Genomic DNA, 12,644 nt, shown 5'->3' with positions numbered 1-12,644 from the left:
TTTGCCATGGGTTCACGTAAACCGCAGGACTACAGCCCCGACGAGTTCGACTCCGTCGTGGAGATGATCCGCAAGGATGCGTCGCTACGCGCGGACATCGAGGCCATCACCGGGCAGACGGTCTACGGCAAGACGCCCCGCGAGCTGTTCAACCTCTTCCGCACGATCGAGAAGACGACGGCCGTGCAAGCCGCGGTCGTGAACTACGGCCGCGCACGCCAAGCCGTCCGAGAGACCCGAGCCATGCTCGCTGAAGGGTCGCTCGAAGACCTGGCCCCGGCCGACCCGGCGCTGCGCCGTATCCAGGACCTGGAAGCGAAGGTCGACGAGCTCAAGAGCACCAACAGCCGGCTGAAGGAGACCAATAAGGCCCTCATGTCCGGCAAGCCGATCAGCGTCATCAAGGGAGAGGTGGCCTCGTGAGCGCCGTCGACATCTTCGGTACCGCGTCCAGCGTCGCCATCTACCGGGTGCGGCTGCAGGTCCTGGACAAGATCGTGGGCGGGGTGCCGTCCAGCCCGTCGGTCATCAAGGGTTGGCTGAAGACCCGCATGGAGCTGGGCGACCGGGATCTGCAGGAGCTCACGCAGAAGACGCTGACCGAGCGGTTCCAGGACCGTCAGCCGTCCGCTGACGAGCTGGCCGACGCGCTGCTGGAATCCGATGCGGCTCCGTCCGTCAACGGGTTCAAGCGCATCCCCGACACGGGCGAGCTCGCCTACGAGGGACGGTGCATGAAGGCCGCGCTGAAGGAGTTCATGAACTCCGCCTACCCGGGCGTGGAGTGGCCTGGGAAGTCCGCGGTGTCGAAGGGCTTCCGCAAGGGGCTGATGTCGACGGCGGCCGAGCGCGTGTTCGTCGAGGACATCTACATCGGTCTCGGCGTGAAGGAGCCGACCGGGGTCGAGGAGCGGATCAAGCACGTGATGACCCCGCAGGGGCCGCGCAGTTCGATCAACCGCGTCGAGTACGTCGACAGGCCGCTGCTGGAGTTCACCCTGAAGGTCCACGACGACTTCCTGCCGGCCGAGGCGTGGGGCCGCATCTGGGAGCGCGGCGAGGACATCGGCGTCGGCTCAGACCGTGGTCGTTCCGACGGCAAGTTCGAGCTGGTCTCGTGGGAGCGGATCTGACATGGCTCTCCTGCACTGCGACGCCGCGCTCGTGGATGCGGCTAGCCCACCCTTGTGCGACAAGCCCAGCCCCGCCTCACGCACGCCAAGCCACACCGACACCTCGTGCCTAGCCACGCTCCCGCCGACCCGGCCCGCTTCGACGAGCCTCGCCCGCCCGAGCCGTGCACCGCGTCTGGCCGTACCGACACGCCACGTCACATCTACCCGCTCCACACCCACCCGACATGCCATACCTGGCCGCGCCGTACGCATCCCGACAACCCGACCCTTCCCCTGTCAGGCCGCCACCGACTTGCCATCCCAGATCTAGCCGGGGGCGACAATCCGGGGCCGCTCCGACCCGTGCAGCGACATGCCACTCCGTTGCCTGTCCTGACGAGCCGACGGGCCAGACCTGATCTGAGCTCGACGCCGGCATAGCGAACGACGAAGGGCCGCCCGCACCGGGCGGGCGGCCCTGACAACTAGCAGACACGAGAGGAGGGGCAGGCGTCATGACCCCCGAGGAGATGTACGCCGCGGTCGACGCCCGCCGGCAGGAGTTGGACCTGCCTTGGTGGCGGATCGCTATCCAGCTCCAGTGCACGTCCGATCAGGTGCGGTGGATGAGGCGCGGCCACGTGTCGAAGCCGTTGCGGGCCCGCGTCGAGGCGTGGCTGGGGGAGGCGTCGTGAAGACGTCAGGAGTCGGCCGACTCCGTCGGAGCCTTGGGCGGGCGGGGAAGCTTGGCGCCTCGCTCGCCCACGTACCAGCGAAGGAACTCGCGGATCACGGCGGAACGGTTGCGGTCGCCCACGATCGCGCCGAAGGCAGCCCACAGCTCGTCATCAACCCGGATGGGGCGGTGTCGCGTGTGGGTGTCTTTCACGAGGTCAATGGTAGGCGCTGTATATACAGCGCTGCTCAGCGCAAGGTTGCCGTGTATATCCACACCCGCTATCGTCGTGTATATCCACGCCAAGGGCAAGTGCCCTGGCAGATAGGCGTTTGTTCACGCGAGACCGGGGGTCTATTTCGCATGCTCAAAAACACCTGCAAGTCCAGCGCCAGACGCACTCTGCCCGCGCACGAGACGGGCCATCACCTGACCTACCGCCTGAGCTGCGATACGTACGAGCAGATGCTCGCTGACACCGAGCAGTGCTGCGAGATCTGCGGCACGCACGCCCGGAAGAACCCAGGCGGCAAGCTCTACATCGACCACGACTATGGCCTTGGCAACTGGGCGGTCCGCGGGCTGCTGTGCAACTACTGCAACACCCTGATTGGCGACCGGCCAGGGTGGCACCTGCCCGCGCATCTCGACGCCACGCCCTATCTCACTAACCCCTGGTACGCGCGCCGGCTGGCCGAACTCGGACGCACCCCACATGGTCCTGCCGAGCCCAAGAACGGCTCGCTGGTCGTCGATTACCGAGGACGCATCTGGGGTCGTACAGGAAGCGGCTGGAGGCAGGCGCCCGGTCGCGGCCGGATCATCTCGTGGGCCTTATTGGTCACCTGGTCCGGCCCCATCTCATTGACCGTTCTTCATTAATCGAACAACTGAGTGATCAGGGGGACTGAAGTGGCGCAACCCCGAAGACCGGCCCAGCTCCGAACCGGAACGACCTACTAGAGCAACTGGAGCGCCGAACGTGGCGGGAAGCTACGCCAAGATCTTTAACGAGATCTGGGCAGACCCGGACTTCAGGTCCCTCAGCAGGGGCCAGCAGTGGCTGTACTTCGCGCTGATCAGTCAGCCGGAGCTGAACTTCGCCGGCGTGGTGACGACGACGGATCGCCGTCTCACGGGTTGCGCCGCGGGGTTCACGGTGGATGAGCTGCGGGCCGATCTGAAGGTGCTGGAGGCCCGCAGGTACGTCGTCGTGGACGACGAGCATGACGAGATCCTGGTCCGCTCCTACGTGCGCCATGACGGCGCGTGGCGGACCCCGAACGTCCTGACGAGCATCGTGCGGGCGGCGGTCGGTGTCCGGTCGACCGCCATCCGGGCCACCCTGGCGGAGGAGTTGGCGCGGCTTCCGCTCCAGGAGTTGTCCGGCAAGAAGGCCGAAGACATGCGGGCGTCGGTCACAAGGGTTATCGAAACCCTTAGGCCAAGGGTTGCCGCAACGGTTCCCGCAAGGGTTAGCCGAAGCGTTACGGCAAGGGTCACGGAGACCCTTCCGGAAGGGTTGGTTCAACCCTCGGCCCAACCCATTGCCGAACCCATCGTTGTTGTTGCTGTTGTAGGTGAAGAAGTTAAAGACCGTACTTCGGTCACTCTCCCTCACGATCCTTCGCCTCCTTCGGAGTCGGAGAGTGAGGGCGTTCTCATCGAGCTGCCGACCAAGCCGAAGATCGAGTGCGGCAGCGACCAGGATCCCGACTTCGTCGCCTTCTGGACGAACTACCCGCGCAAGGTCGGCAAGCCGTCCGCCCGCACCGCATGGCGCAAGGCGATCAAGGCCGGCGTGGACCCGAAGGTCGTGATCGAGGCTGCCGCCGCCTACCGGGACGACCCCGAGCGGCGACGTCGCGGCAAGCAGTTCACGCCGCACCCATCCACCTGGCTCAACGATGACCGCTACGAGCCTGACGAGGACGACGAAGACGACACCTGGACCTGGAGCGACGTCCAAGAGGCTGCCCCGGCGGAGTTCAACTGATGAACGACGACTACCGGGCGCTGCCCCACGACATCGACGCCGAGAAGGCCGCCCTCGGTGCTGCTCTGATCTCGCCGAACGCGGCTCACGCGGTGTTCTCCCACCTGTCGATGGATCACTTCTACCGACCTCAGCACAGGCTGATCTTCCGCGGCGTCGTCGACCTGTACCGGCGGGGCGAAGCCGTGGACGTGCTCACGGTGCGCGCCGAACTCAACAGGACCGGGACGCTGAGTCAGGCCGGTGGCGACATGTACCTGTCGGACCTGGCGGCGTTCGTGCCTACCGCTGCGAACGTGGGCTTCTACGTTGCCCGGGTTCGCGAGCTGGGCACGAAGGCGATCACGATCCAGGAGCTGTCCCGTATCGCGGGGGAGGGCTACAACGAGTCCATCAGCTCCGACGAGATGCTGGTCGCCACCGAGGACGCGCTGACCCGGTTTCGCGCGCTGGCGACGGATGAGAACCAGATCGAGGGGTTCTCGACGCTGGGCGCGTTCATCGACGAGGCCGACACCGAGTACGACTGGCTGATCCCGGGCGTGCTGGAGCGCATGGATCGCGTCATCGTCGTGGCCTCCGAGGGCGCCGGCAAGACGACTCTGGCCCGGCAGATTGCCGTCCAGCTCGCGGCCGGCGTCCACCCCTTCTCGCCGCACACGCGGATCCCGCCGGCGCGAACCCTGTACATCGACCTGGAGAACCCGCCCGCTCTGGTGCGGCGCAAGGTGCGCCAGCTCGTCAACCTGGGTCGGGAGCACTCCGGCTGGGACGACGACCGGGCGTGGAGGTGGACCCGGCCGGGCGGCATCGACCTTCGCAAGCCGCACGACCAGCACCTGGTGGACCGTGTGATCGAGCAGTCTCGCGCCGAGTTCGTCGCGATGGGGCCGCTCTACAAGACGTTCCTCGAAGGCGACGCGAAGGCCGAGACCGTCAACGGGCAGGTCGCCCGCATTCTCGACGGGTTCCGTGCCCGTCACGGTGTGGCCCTGTGGCTCGAAACGCACGCCCCGATGGAGCAGCAGGGCATGCGCTCTCTCCGCCCGATGGGGTCCGGCGTGTGGTCCCGCTGGCCTGAGTTCGGGCTGGCCCTGCGCAAGTCGAAGGACAGGCCAAGCCGGGTTCATCTGGAGCGGTTCCGCGGCGACCGCGACGAACGCGCCTGGCCGCACCACCTCGAACGCTCCAGCCCCTGGCCGTGGAGCGCCGTCTGGGACGGCGGTTTCCCGGTCGAAGAAGCAACCAGCGCTTGACGCCCTGAAAGGACTCTTGCTGTGACGGCACCTCCTGAGACCACTGCGGGCTTACTGAAGATCCGCGAGGACTGGCTGAAGGTCATCGCGATCGAGAGCCCGCACGGCGGGTTCGACATCGCCGTGGTGATCGACGGCTCTTACGACCGGCAGTACTACGACCCGGCCGACCTGAAAGAGACCTGGGCCAAGCGCCTGAAGGCGGCCCTGGCCGTGGACGGTCTTCCGCTGGGCGTCCCGCTGAGCCAGTGCCCGAACAAGGCGGCGCTGCTGGGCGGCGAGCCAATGCCGGCGCTTCCTGTCCCGTCCCCCGCTAGAGAGGAGACCCCTAACCATGGCTGACACCAAGATCGACACGCCCGCTGACCAGATGCGGTTGGCGGTTCGACGGCTGCGCTGCGATCACCGCTACCCGATCCAGCCGCCGCACGGCTCCCTCGCCCACCCCGGCCCCTGCCTGAACTGCGGCTTGCCGCACCCCGGCGACGAGCAGGTCCCCGAAGCGCTGGCAGGTGCGCTGGTCTTCCTACTGGACGAGCTGGCCCGCCAGTACGACATGCCGCCCTGTGACAAGCCGGACGGCTGCTGCAACGGCTGTGAGCGGCGCGACGACTTCGTGTACGCCAACGGCCTCGCCCAGATCATCAACGGAGACAAGGGATTTGCCTCATGAGCGACACCAAGATCACCCCGAATCCGTACAGCCCCTACGCCAACGCCGATCCGGAGTGGCGGCATCTGATCCCGTCGCTGTTCGGCATCGTCCCGGAGCCGGGCGTGCTGTGCCTGACCGCGTGCGACCGGATGGCGGTCGCGCCGGAGGAGGCGCTCAAGGACGCCACGGACGGGCTCGTCGGTGTGGAGAGCTTGCCGGATGGGCTGTGCCCGAGCTGCGTGGCCATGGCCAAGGCAGGCGAGGTGCCGGTCCCGGCGCGCTCCCAGGAGTGCCGCGAGTGCGGCGAGTTCGGCACGCAGGGCGAGTGGTGCGCTCTGTGCCGTCAGGACCTGCACGACGAGTGGTGGCCGACGCGAGAGGCGGCGAAGGCATGAGCCTACCCACCTACGGCGAGGTGTACGCGAAGGCCGCCGAAGGGTCGCCGTTCTCGAACTCGACAGAGGGCGACGCCTGGATCACCAACAACTGCCAGCGCTGCATCCACGACAAGCCCGCCCGCAACGACGACTACGAGAACGCCTGCCCGATCCTCGGAGTCGCCTACTGCGGGAAGACGCCCGCCGAGTGGATGCGCAAGGAAGGCTTCCGCCTGGGCGACCAGTACACGTGCCTGTTCTTCCGCGACGAGAACGACGGCGGGCCGGACGAGCCGACGCCGGTCCCGGACCCTCCCGGCCAACTCACGCTGTGCCCGCGAGAGCCGTTCGAGCGTCCGGGGCGGATGTTCGCCGACACGAAGCCGCAGGAGGTGTCCGTCCGTGGCTGACACCGAGAAGACCCTCAGCGACGAGCTGCGAGCCGCCGCCGCGAAGCTGCGCGAGGCGGCTGCTGACGCGCATGGTGGACCGTGGGGCATGGCTGACGTCGGCATCGCGGTGATCTCCGCTGACGTGCAGCCGTACGGCGCTCCGTGCGTCGCGGACCGCCTCTACGAGGGCGACGCACGATGGATGGTCCTCACGAACCCGCTCCTGGGTGAGCCTCTCGCCTCCTGGCTGGAGACGACGTCGCACGTCATCGACTCGTTCCGCCTGCCGACCCACCCACTGCACGAGCCGTGCGACGACCCGTGCTGCTACACCGCTCACCACGCTCTGGCTGTGGCTCGGGTCTTGAACGGGACCTCGACGTGATCGGCCTCGACATGTGGGCGGCCCGCCTCGTCAGAGCCCCGTGGGCCGACACCGCTCCCGCCGCTCCTGTCGTCGTCTCCGAGGTGGCCGAGTCGAGCCCGATGCTCACCACGTACGCCGACACCGTCTTGGAGGTGGAGGCGGCGGAGCTGGACGTGGTGGCTGACCTGGACCGGCTGACTGCTGGCGGGCTGTCGCCACTGGAGGCGTGCCGGGCGCTGTTCGGCGGAAGCGACGCGGAGGCGGGGGACGACTCGAACGGGATCGGCTCTAGCGGGCCCCAGAAGGCCGCTACGGGACGAGAAGAGGCGTCTCCGGTCTCCCTGTAGCGGACGGGTGGCTGAGAGCCCTTTAGAAGCGGCTCTCAGCGCTCCGAGATCAGAACTCCAGTCCTAATCAAGATCGACATGCAGCCTCTCAGGGGCCATGTTCGAGAGAGGAAGCGAACGATGAGCACAGAGACCATCACCGCCGCCATCGTCCCGTGGGGTCAGGTCGAGCCCGGCTGGGTCGTCCTGTCTCGCGGGCAGATCGTCACCGTCTGCGAGGTCTGGCAGAACTGGGAGAAGGGCGTGGGCCTGCTCATCCTGTGCCCCGCTACCTCAGACAGGGAGGAGCACGTCGAGCACCGTGAGGAGCACGCCGACGACCTCACGGCTGTGATCTCGCGGGCGGACGTTCGGCAGTCTGGGGAGGCGTCCCGATGACGCCACCGACAAAAGAAGTCGTCGAGCAGAGGGGGCTGATCCGCCGCTTCCGCCGCTGGCTGCTGGAGCCCCTGGCCCAGCCGTTCACGCCAGGGTTCATCGCCGTCACCGCCGCGCTCGGGCTGCCGGCCATGGCGTTCGGCTTCTGGTTCGGCCAGTACGCAATGGAGACGGGCAATGGGCGCGTGCTGGCCATCGTCCTGGTGTTCGCGCTCGCCGGGTTGGCGGACCTGTTCCGGAGGCTGAACCGGGCGCGGCGGTCGAGGTGACGGGCTACTCGCCGGCGGGCGTCTTGCGGGGGCGGCCGACCTTGGGCTTGGCGGGCGGCCAGTGCGGTTCTACGAGCTTCAGGGCGGCGTCGAGGTCTTCGCGGGCGAGGCGGAGGAAGGCGCGCAGGAAGTCGTCCATGGTGCGTTGCCGCTCGGCGAGCCCGTCTTTGACGGGGTCGTACTCGTCTGGCTGGGGGCGGAACGCCTTGGCGCTCAGGCGGTGCTCGGTCGGCATGAGATCAGTGTGCCAGAGGGGCTAGCCACCTTCTAGTGGGCGTGCTATGTTCATCTCAACAGAAGGTGGCTAGCCACCATACGGAGCCAAGGAGAACGAGATGCAGGTCATGGAGATCGGAACCCGGATCCGCTACTGGGACACCGACTATCCGGCGCTGGGCACCATCCTCCGGGCCCGCATCGACGGCCAGGGCGAGGACGCCGAGGCCGAGTACCTGATCCGGTGGGACAACGACCCCGACCAGGAGGGCCCCACCTGGTCCTGGTGGATGGAGATCGTCCCCGTCTAGCAGACCCCGAGGGCCCCGAGAGGGGCCCAACCCCCTCTCCCTGATCACCCGAAGGTGGTGAGAACATGTCCGACTTCGTCGCGCCGCCCGGTGCCAACGACGCCATCCGCGAGCACCTGGTCAACTCCGCTGAGATCGCCCGCCGTACGGGCGTCACCAAGCAGGCGGTCAGCCTGTGGATCACCCGCCACCAGTCGCTAGCGGAGCTCGTCATCACCTGGGTCGGCTCCCACAACCCGATGTTCTGGTGGCCGGAGGTCGAGGCCGAGCTGGGCCGGCTCGGCCTCCCCGGCGCCCAGGCTGGCGAACCCCGGTGCGGCGCAACCAGAGTCCACGACCAGAGGACACTCATCTGCGCCCGGGCGGAGGACCACGACGGCAGCCACATCGACCGCTACCGTCGCGCCCGCTGGGCCGACGGCGGCCCGGCGACCGACCTTGAGGGCCGGCCCCTGCTGGGCGGCACCGTCCCGACCTCGGACCCGCGGGCGTTCCGCCGTCGCAGGACCACCCCGGCCCGCCTTGGAAAGACCGGAGGCGCAGCATGACCCCCGTCCACCCGCCCGACCTGCACGGCCGGCCGTGCATCGCCTGCACCGACCCCGACGCGTACGAGGCGTGGCAGGCCACCCAGCGCTCCCACGCCGACCAGTACAGCGGGTGGGCTGAGACGCTCCGGGCCGCCGGCCAGGTGATGAAGGAGCGGTCCGTCTGGGCGGCCGTCCGCGGCGAGGACAGCGCCGACTACGCCATCCTCAACGTCCGGCTGTGCGGGGAAGCCAACGCTCTAGCGATGCGCGCCAACAGCATCCGCCACCACATGGAGGTGGTCGCGGCCAGCCACACCGAACCCGTCCAGACGACCCTCCCGGCATAGGAGGACGCGATGGTCGACAAGCTCGTCGCCACCGGCGACGCCGACGCTGACACCTACCTGCACATCGCCCGCGAGATGCGCGCATGGAAGGCCGCCCTACGCCTCGCCGAGGAGTACGTGGTGGACGGGCACCGGTACGAGAAAGTGCCGTGGCCGCGCGCCGAAACCGCCCTCAACCCCGTCGGGTACACGCTCGCCGCCGACGTCGTCGACCTCGCCCCGATCGCCATCGACTCCGCCCGCGAGCGTGCACGCCGGCACCTGGAAGCCGTACAAGCCCGCAACCCCGCGACGGCCGACCTGATCGCCGCTCACGCCGCCTACCTGCTCGGCCCCGAACCGAACGGAGACCCCCGATGAACCCGATCGTCATGCCCGACCGCACGACCGACCTGTACGTGTGGCTGACCGTCCGCGAAACCGCCGGCCCGTACCAGGTCGACGGCGCCCACCTGGACGAGGAGGCTGCCCGCGACCAGGCCGAGAAGCTCGCGGAAGCCGACTTCCCGCCCGGCACGGTGTTCTCGTGGGCGCCCGTCACAGGTGACGACCCAGACGGGCCGCAGGTGCTGTTCGCAGACACACCCGACCAGGAGGACGTGCAGACCCGCCACCAGGTGCACTGGCGGCCGGTCCGGCTCGGCGGCGAAGGCGAAGACTGACGACCCTCACGGGCGGGACCTTCGCTGTCCCGCCCGCCCCTGACCAGACCCCCTGAACGGAGACCGACCGATGACCGCCACGCTGACGCAGCAGCCGATCTACACCCTGGCCTGCGACGCGCCTGACTGCGGAGCCACCTTCGAGGCGAAGCATGACTTCGACCAGGGCAGCGATCGGGCGACCCGACGTGCTGCCCGCCGCGCTGGCTGGGATGTACCACCGCCGCGCGGCAAGGGCTCCCGCTCGCCGTACGACTTCTGCCCCGAGCACAAGCGCCGCTGACCTCTCGCCCTCTCCGCCTACACGGGAGAGACCGCAACCCAAGACCCCCGAGCAACCGAGAAGGCGACATGAGCAACGAACTCACCCCGAACGAGCGGGAGGTCCTCGCCGACGTGTTCGGCGACGACCCGACGTACAAGGAACAGGAGCGCGAGTACGTCGTCGTCTCCTACTGGCGGGGCAAGGGGAGGCTGTCCGCCCACGGCCCTTACCCGCAGCACCTCGCCGAGAAGAAGGCCAAGGCCGAGGGCGGCATCGTCGCCGAACGAGTCAAGACCACGACATGGGGACCATGGAGCCTCGCCTCTCCGGACTCCTCCTCCGAGGAGGGCTGACCCGATGCCTAAGGACACTCGCCGCTCGGGCTACCCGGCTGACGTTGCTGTCCCGGACTGGCTGCTGAACACCGCCGTCCGGGCCTGGCAGCAGAACCCCTCCCTGCCACTCAACGACCGCATGCGAGCGGTCCTCGTAGAAGCGCTCACCGAGTACCGGATCGCCTACTGGCCCGAGGAGGGCTGACCCGATGGCTACGATCTCCGCCGCGCAGCTCAGCCTCCTCCGCCGCTCCCACGAGGGCACCGTGTACGTGGACCGCGACCCGGGATCGTCACGCCCGGGAAGCGGCATCCACCGCCGCACCCTCGACGCTCTCCGAAACGCCGGCCTCCTCCGCAAGGGCGACTACGTGCCGTTGAAGGGCCGCCCGCTGGTCGTCACCACGAAGGGCGTAGCGCTCCTGATCCACCTCGGACAGACCCCTGCCCCGGAGGAGGGGTGACCCGTGGCCGACTTCAACATCCCTCGCGGCCCGATTGACTCCGAGCCGCTACGCGCCATACTCGCCGACCCCAGCGAGTCCACGCGCCTCGCCAAGACGGCCGCCCTCCAGACGGCGCTCGACGGTGTCGAACTTGGCGAGTGGGACCGCACCATCCTGGTCTGGTTGGCGGGATGGGAGCCTTCCACCGTCGCCGTCGTCTGCTCGTGGCTGCACCGGGTTAGGGAGGCGCCCCGTGGGTGACCGAGAGCCGAAGCGCATCCAGAGACGACGCACGAAGGGCTACAAGCTCCCCGAGGGGGCGGTCTGCGTAGACCGCACCACGAAGTGGGGCAACCCTGTTCGGATCACACCGGAGCGCAGCGAACGCGACGGCAGGCGCATGTACCGCGTCCACGGCAGCCCGATGGACATCAGCGGCGGACCGTCCTACAACGACCTGGAGACGGCACGCTACTTCGCCGCGAAGTTCTTCAAGTGGGACCTGCTCAACGGACGGTACGGAGACGCCTACCCGTCCCTGGACGAGATTCGACGCGAGCTGGCAGGCAAGGATCTCGCGTGCTGGTGTCCAGAGGGCCCCTGCCATGCGGACGTGCTATTGGAGATCGCGGACGGAGCGTACGCCGATGCCTGAGCCCATCCCAGCAGAAGCCGAACAGGCTGTCGCTGACGACCTCATGGAGGCGTTCGCCAACGTGCCGTTCCGCTTCTGGACCTGCCTCAATAAGGCGCACAAGGACGTCACCTGGAACGGCGACGTCGCCTCCTGCGACACGTGCGGGCTCACCTCAACCATGAAGGACGCCTGGACCAAGCTCGTCCGCGAGCACGAGCGCAAGAGGACCGCCGAAGAGATCGCCACCGCCATCGAGGCCCGCCGCTGCTCGATGGACCGCAAGTTCTGTGTCTCGTGCGTGTGCCGTCCCGAGGATGCTGCCCTCGCCCGCCAGATAGGAGAAGCCCGTGCCTGAGGACGTGACCATCGTCGTGGACGAGACAGAGGGCAGCCCCTTCGATCGGATCCGCCGCATCGCTGTCGGCGCTGCTAACGGCTGGGCGCTGGGGCCGAACGGCTTCTACCAGCAGCCACGGATGACGGGTGCTGACATCGCACATGGGCAGGTCCGCGCGGACCTGCTACACCTGCTGGAGCTGGGGCTCATCAGCATCGACGAGCAGCGCCTCAACGAGCTGCGCATGTACAAGCCGTGGAGGGAGGAGGACCGTGGCTGATGACCTCCGCCACCGCTACGCCGAAGCGCTCGCCGCGAAGTTCACCGAACCGGTCTACCGGTCCGACAGGGACGGCGAGAACGAGTGGGTCGAGAACCCTGAGCCCGCCGACCGGATCGACCAGACGCCGTACGTCATGGTCTCCGCAGGGGATGGGTGTCGGGCGTTCTACACGCCGTCGTGTGCCGAGCTCGCTGAGGTGGTCGCCGCTGTACGAGACGAGGAACTGGAACGGCTCCACGCCGTCCTCGCCCGTGTCCGTGCTCAAGCTGCAGAGTGGGCGCAGCTCGCCGAACGCGGAGACCCCTGTGCAGAGCGGGTAGACCTGGCTATTGCTGACTGTGGACGCGACGTCCTCGCCGCTCTCGACGCTAGCCTGCCCCCACCGAAGTCTCTCAAAGTGGAAGACGTGCCCATGGCCAGCGGAGGAGACTGAGACCGGCGGGCGAG

At 68.0% G+C, this 12,644-nt stretch carries 30 protein-coding genes; 28 read left to right on the top strand and 2 right to left on the bottom strand.

Annotated features, from left to right (window positions below):
• Positions 1–6 precede the first annotated feature (6 nt).
• The 3 genes from ACIBK9_RS47385 (at position 7) to ACIBK9_RS47375 (ending at position 1,810) form a co-directional block, all read left to right on the top strand.
• Positions 7–423, top strand: a complete 417-nt coding sequence (locus tag ACIBK9_RS47385; protein ID WP_397165706.1) for a hypothetical protein — start codon at positions 7–9, stop codon at positions 421–423.
• The gene (locus tag ACIBK9_RS47380) at positions 420–1,133 is read left to right on the top strand and encodes a hypothetical protein (RefSeq protein WP_397165704.1); all 714 of its coding nucleotides are present in this window, start codon (positions 420–422) and stop codon (positions 1,131–1,133) included. The genes ACIBK9_RS47385 and ACIBK9_RS47380 overlap by 4 nt, the downstream gene beginning before the upstream one ends.
• Before the next feature lie 497 nt (positions 1,134–1,630).
• Entirely contained in the window at positions 1,631–1,810 is a 180-nt protein-coding gene (locus ACIBK9_RS47375) for a hypothetical protein (RefSeq protein ID WP_397165702.1), read from the top strand.
• A gap of 5 nt (positions 1,811–1,815) precedes the next feature.
• Here the strand turns inward: ACIBK9_RS47375 and ACIBK9_RS47370 are convergent, their stop codons facing one another.
• On the bottom strand, positions 1,816–2,004 hold the full coding sequence (locus tag ACIBK9_RS47370; protein WP_397165700.1) for a hypothetical protein: 189 nt from the start codon (positions 2,002–2,004) through the stop codon (positions 1,816–1,818).
• A 150-nt stretch (positions 2,005–2,154) separates the two neighbouring features.
• Between ACIBK9_RS47370 and ACIBK9_RS47365 the strand changes: the two genes are divergently transcribed.
• The 11 genes from ACIBK9_RS47365 to ACIBK9_RS47315 all read left to right on the top strand — a co-directional run bounded on the left by ACIBK9_RS47365 (position 2,155) and on the right by ACIBK9_RS47315 (position 7,828).
• A complete protein-coding gene (locus tag ACIBK9_RS47365; RefSeq protein ID WP_397165698.1) occupies positions 2,155–2,673 on the top strand; it encodes an endonuclease domain-containing protein in 519 nt (172 codons plus the stop codon).
• Between the two features lie 100 nt (positions 2,674–2,773).
• Complete coding sequence (locus tag ACIBK9_RS47360; RefSeq protein WP_397165696.1) at positions 2,774–3,787, top strand: hypothetical protein; 1,014 nt, start codon at positions 2,774–2,776, stop codon at positions 3,785–3,787.
• On the top strand, positions 3,787–5,043 hold the full coding sequence (locus ACIBK9_RS47355) for a DnaB-like helicase N-terminal domain-containing protein (protein ID WP_397165694.1): 1,257 nt from the start codon (positions 3,787–3,789) through the stop codon (positions 5,041–5,043). The genes ACIBK9_RS47360 and ACIBK9_RS47355 overlap by 1 nt, the downstream gene beginning before the upstream one ends.
• 21 nt (positions 5,044–5,064) lie before the next feature.
• On the top strand, positions 5,065–5,385 hold the full coding sequence (locus tag ACIBK9_RS47350) for a hypothetical protein (RefSeq protein WP_397165693.1): 321 nt from the start codon (positions 5,065–5,067) through the stop codon (positions 5,383–5,385).
• Complete coding sequence (locus tag ACIBK9_RS47345) at positions 5,378–5,716, top strand: hypothetical protein (protein WP_397165692.1); 339 nt, start codon at positions 5,378–5,380, stop codon at positions 5,714–5,716. The genes ACIBK9_RS47350 and ACIBK9_RS47345 overlap by 8 nt, the downstream gene beginning before the upstream one ends.
• Positions 5,713–6,093, top strand: a complete 381-nt coding sequence (locus ACIBK9_RS47340) for a hypothetical protein (RefSeq protein ID WP_397165690.1) — start codon at positions 5,713–5,715, stop codon at positions 6,091–6,093. Before ACIBK9_RS47345 ends, ACIBK9_RS47340 begins: the two co-directional genes overlap by 4 nt.
• Positions 6,090–6,485, top strand: coding sequence for a hypothetical protein (locus ACIBK9_RS47335; RefSeq protein ID WP_397165688.1), 396 nt, complete (start codon positions 6,090–6,092; stop codon positions 6,483–6,485). Before ACIBK9_RS47340 ends, ACIBK9_RS47335 begins: the two co-directional genes overlap by 4 nt.
• A complete protein-coding gene (locus tag ACIBK9_RS47330; protein ID WP_397165687.1) occupies positions 6,478–6,852 on the top strand; it encodes a hypothetical protein in 375 nt (124 codons plus the stop codon). Before ACIBK9_RS47335 ends, ACIBK9_RS47330 begins: the two co-directional genes overlap by 8 nt.
• Positions 6,849–7,181, top strand: coding sequence for a hypothetical protein (locus ACIBK9_RS47325; RefSeq protein WP_397165686.1), 333 nt, complete (start codon positions 6,849–6,851; stop codon positions 7,179–7,181). Before ACIBK9_RS47330 ends, ACIBK9_RS47325 begins: the two co-directional genes overlap by 4 nt.
• A gap of 120 nt (positions 7,182–7,301) precedes the next feature.
• Positions 7,302–7,559, top strand: coding sequence for a hypothetical protein (locus tag ACIBK9_RS47320; RefSeq protein WP_397165684.1), 258 nt, complete (start codon positions 7,302–7,304; stop codon positions 7,557–7,559).
• Positions 7,556–7,828 carry a hypothetical protein gene (locus ACIBK9_RS47315; protein ID WP_397165682.1) on the top strand — a complete coding sequence of 91 codons (273 nt, stop codon included), beginning with the start codon at positions 7,556–7,558 and terminating at the stop codon, positions 7,826–7,828. The genes ACIBK9_RS47320 and ACIBK9_RS47315 overlap by 4 nt, the downstream gene beginning before the upstream one ends.
• A gap of 4 nt (positions 7,829–7,832) precedes the next feature.
• Here ACIBK9_RS47315 and ACIBK9_RS47310 read toward each other — a convergent pair whose 3' ends face one another.
• The gene (locus tag ACIBK9_RS47310; RefSeq protein WP_397165680.1) at positions 7,833–8,063 is read right to left on the bottom strand and encodes a hypothetical protein; all 231 of its coding nucleotides are present in this window, start codon (positions 8,061–8,063) and stop codon (positions 7,833–7,835) included.
• 109 nt (positions 8,064–8,172) lie between these two features.
• Here ACIBK9_RS47310 and ACIBK9_RS47305 point away from each other — a divergent pair, with 109 nt between their 5' ends.
• The 14 genes from ACIBK9_RS47305 to ACIBK9_RS47240 all read left to right on the top strand — a co-directional run bounded on the left by ACIBK9_RS47305 (position 8,173) and on the right by ACIBK9_RS47240 (position 12,630).
• Positions 8,173–8,355, top strand: coding sequence for a hypothetical protein (locus tag ACIBK9_RS47305; protein WP_397165679.1), 183 nt, complete (start codon positions 8,173–8,175; stop codon positions 8,353–8,355).
• 65 nt (positions 8,356–8,420) lie between these two features.
• Complete coding sequence (locus ACIBK9_RS47300; RefSeq protein WP_397165677.1) at positions 8,421–8,903, top strand: hypothetical protein; 483 nt, start codon at positions 8,421–8,423, stop codon at positions 8,901–8,903.
• Positions 8,900–9,232: a hypothetical protein gene (locus tag ACIBK9_RS47295; RefSeq protein ID WP_397165676.1), complete on the top strand. Its 333-nt coding sequence runs from the start codon at positions 8,900–8,902 to the stop codon at positions 9,230–9,232. Before ACIBK9_RS47300 ends, ACIBK9_RS47295 begins: the two co-directional genes overlap by 4 nt.
• 9 nt (positions 9,233–9,241) lie before the next feature.
• On the top strand, positions 9,242–9,592 hold the full coding sequence (locus ACIBK9_RS47290; RefSeq protein WP_397165674.1) for a hypothetical protein: 351 nt from the start codon (positions 9,242–9,244) through the stop codon (positions 9,590–9,592).
• Entirely contained in the window at positions 9,589–9,894 is a 306-nt protein-coding gene (locus tag ACIBK9_RS47285; protein WP_397165672.1) for a hypothetical protein, read from the top strand. The genes ACIBK9_RS47290 and ACIBK9_RS47285 overlap by 4 nt, the downstream gene beginning before the upstream one ends.
• 70 nt (positions 9,895–9,964) lie before the next feature.
• Positions 9,965–10,177: a hypothetical protein gene (locus ACIBK9_RS47280; RefSeq protein WP_397165671.1), complete on the top strand. Its 213-nt coding sequence runs from the start codon at positions 9,965–9,967 to the stop codon at positions 10,175–10,177.
• Positions 10,178–10,245: 68 nt separating this feature from the next.
• Positions 10,246–10,512: a hypothetical protein gene (locus ACIBK9_RS47275; protein ID WP_397165669.1), complete on the top strand. Its 267-nt coding sequence runs from the start codon at positions 10,246–10,248 to the stop codon at positions 10,510–10,512.
• 4 nt (positions 10,513–10,516) lie between these two features.
• Positions 10,517–10,699 carry a hypothetical protein gene (locus ACIBK9_RS47270; RefSeq protein ID WP_397165667.1) on the top strand — a complete coding sequence of 61 codons (183 nt, stop codon included), beginning with the start codon at positions 10,517–10,519 and terminating at the stop codon, positions 10,697–10,699.
• A gap of 4 nt (positions 10,700–10,703) precedes the next feature.
• Positions 10,704–10,958 carry a hypothetical protein gene (locus tag ACIBK9_RS47265; RefSeq protein WP_397165665.1) on the top strand — a complete coding sequence of 85 codons (255 nt, stop codon included), beginning with the start codon at positions 10,704–10,706 and terminating at the stop codon, positions 10,956–10,958.
• Positions 10,959–10,961: 3 nt separating this feature from the next.
• Positions 10,962–11,201 (top strand): hypothetical protein, encoded by a 240-nt coding sequence (locus ACIBK9_RS47260; RefSeq protein WP_397165663.1) that lies wholly within the window; start codon positions 10,962–10,964, stop codon positions 11,199–11,201.
• Positions 11,194–11,595, top strand: a complete 402-nt coding sequence (locus ACIBK9_RS47255) for a DUF4326 domain-containing protein (protein ID WP_397165662.1) — start codon at positions 11,194–11,196, stop codon at positions 11,593–11,595. The genes ACIBK9_RS47260 and ACIBK9_RS47255 overlap by 8 nt, the downstream gene beginning before the upstream one ends.
• Positions 11,588–11,932 (top strand): hypothetical protein, encoded by a 345-nt coding sequence (locus ACIBK9_RS47250; RefSeq protein ID WP_397165660.1) that lies wholly within the window; start codon positions 11,588–11,590, stop codon positions 11,930–11,932. The genes ACIBK9_RS47255 and ACIBK9_RS47250 overlap by 8 nt, the downstream gene beginning before the upstream one ends.
• Positions 11,925–12,194, top strand: a complete 270-nt coding sequence (locus tag ACIBK9_RS47245; RefSeq protein ID WP_397165659.1) for a hypothetical protein — start codon at positions 11,925–11,927, stop codon at positions 12,192–12,194. Before ACIBK9_RS47250 ends, ACIBK9_RS47245 begins: the two co-directional genes overlap by 8 nt.
• A complete protein-coding gene (locus tag ACIBK9_RS47240; protein ID WP_397165657.1) occupies positions 12,187–12,630 on the top strand; it encodes a hypothetical protein in 444 nt (147 codons plus the stop codon). The genes ACIBK9_RS47245 and ACIBK9_RS47240 overlap by 8 nt, the downstream gene beginning before the upstream one ends.
• Positions 12,631–12,644 lie beyond the last annotated feature (14 nt).

This window comes from Nonomuraea sp. NPDC050227 (assembly GCF_044459705.1).
Taxonomy (GTDB): domain Bacteria; phylum Actinomycetota; class Actinomycetes; order Streptosporangiales; family Streptosporangiaceae; genus Nonomuraea.
Note: the sequence above shows the minus strand (reverse complement) of the source record. Positions and strands in the feature narration are given on the sequence as shown.

Bases quoted from the DNA above. Each gene is read 5' to 3' on its own strand.
- ACIBK9_RS47250 (WP_397165660.1), top strand. From the start codon at position 11,588: ATGCCTGAGCCCATCCCAGCAGAAGCCGAACAGGCTGTCGCTGACGAC.
- ACIBK9_RS47375 (WP_397165702.1), top strand. From the start codon at position 1,631: ATGACCCCCGAGGAGATGTACGCCGCGGTCGACGCCCGCCGGCAGGAG.
- ACIBK9_RS47365 (WP_397165698.1), top strand. From the start codon at position 2,155: ATGCTCAAAAACACCTGCAAGTCCAGCGCCAGACGCACTCTGCCCGCG.
- ACIBK9_RS47280 (WP_397165671.1), top strand. From the start codon at position 9,965: ATGACCGCCACGCTGACGCAGCAGCCGATCTACACCCTGGCCTGCGAC.
- ACIBK9_RS47310 (WP_397165680.1), bottom strand. From the start codon at position 8,063: ATGCCGACCGAGCACCGCCTGAGCGCCAAGGCGTTCCGCCCCCAGCCA.
- ACIBK9_RS47340 (WP_397165690.1), top strand. From the start codon at position 5,713: ATGAGCGACACCAAGATCACCCCGAATCCGTACAGCCCCTACGCCAAC.
- ACIBK9_RS47265 (WP_397165665.1), top strand. From the start codon at position 10,704: ATGGCTACGATCTCCGCCGCGCAGCTCAGCCTCCTCCGCCGCTCCCAC.
- ACIBK9_RS47385 (WP_397165706.1), top strand. From the start codon at position 7: ATGGGTTCACGTAAACCGCAGGACTACAGCCCCGACGAGTTCGACTCC.
- ACIBK9_RS47335 (WP_397165688.1), top strand. From the start codon at position 6,090: ATGAGCCTACCCACCTACGGCGAGGTGTACGCGAAGGCCGCCGAAGGG.
- ACIBK9_RS47315 (WP_397165682.1), top strand. From the start codon at position 7,556: ATGACGCCACCGACAAAAGAAGTCGTCGAGCAGAGGGGGCTGATCCGC.
- ACIBK9_RS47345 (WP_397165692.1), top strand. From the start codon at position 5,378: ATGGCTGACACCAAGATCGACACGCCCGCTGACCAGATGCGGTTGGCG.
- ACIBK9_RS47295 (WP_397165676.1), top strand. From the start codon at position 8,900: ATGACCCCCGTCCACCCGCCCGACCTGCACGGCCGGCCGTGCATCGCC.
- ACIBK9_RS47355 (WP_397165694.1), top strand. From the start codon at position 3,787: ATGAACGACGACTACCGGGCGCTGCCCCACGACATCGACGCCGAGAAG.
- ACIBK9_RS47290 (WP_397165674.1), top strand. From the start codon at position 9,242: ATGGTCGACAAGCTCGTCGCCACCGGCGACGCCGACGCTGACACCTAC.
- ACIBK9_RS47270 (WP_397165667.1), top strand. From the start codon at position 10,517: ATGCCTAAGGACACTCGCCGCTCGGGCTACCCGGCTGACGTTGCTGTC.
- ACIBK9_RS47285 (WP_397165672.1), top strand. From the start codon at position 9,589: ATGAACCCGATCGTCATGCCCGACCGCACGACCGACCTGTACGTGTGG.
- ACIBK9_RS47320 (WP_397165684.1), top strand. From the start codon at position 7,302: ATGAGCACAGAGACCATCACCGCCGCCATCGTCCCGTGGGGTCAGGTC.
- ACIBK9_RS47275 (WP_397165669.1), top strand. From the start codon at position 10,246: ATGAGCAACGAACTCACCCCGAACGAGCGGGAGGTCCTCGCCGACGTG.
- ACIBK9_RS47305 (WP_397165679.1), top strand. From the start codon at position 8,173: ATGGAGATCGGAACCCGGATCCGCTACTGGGACACCGACTATCCGGCG.
- ACIBK9_RS47300 (WP_397165677.1), top strand. From the start codon at position 8,421: ATGTCCGACTTCGTCGCGCCGCCCGGTGCCAACGACGCCATCCGCGAG.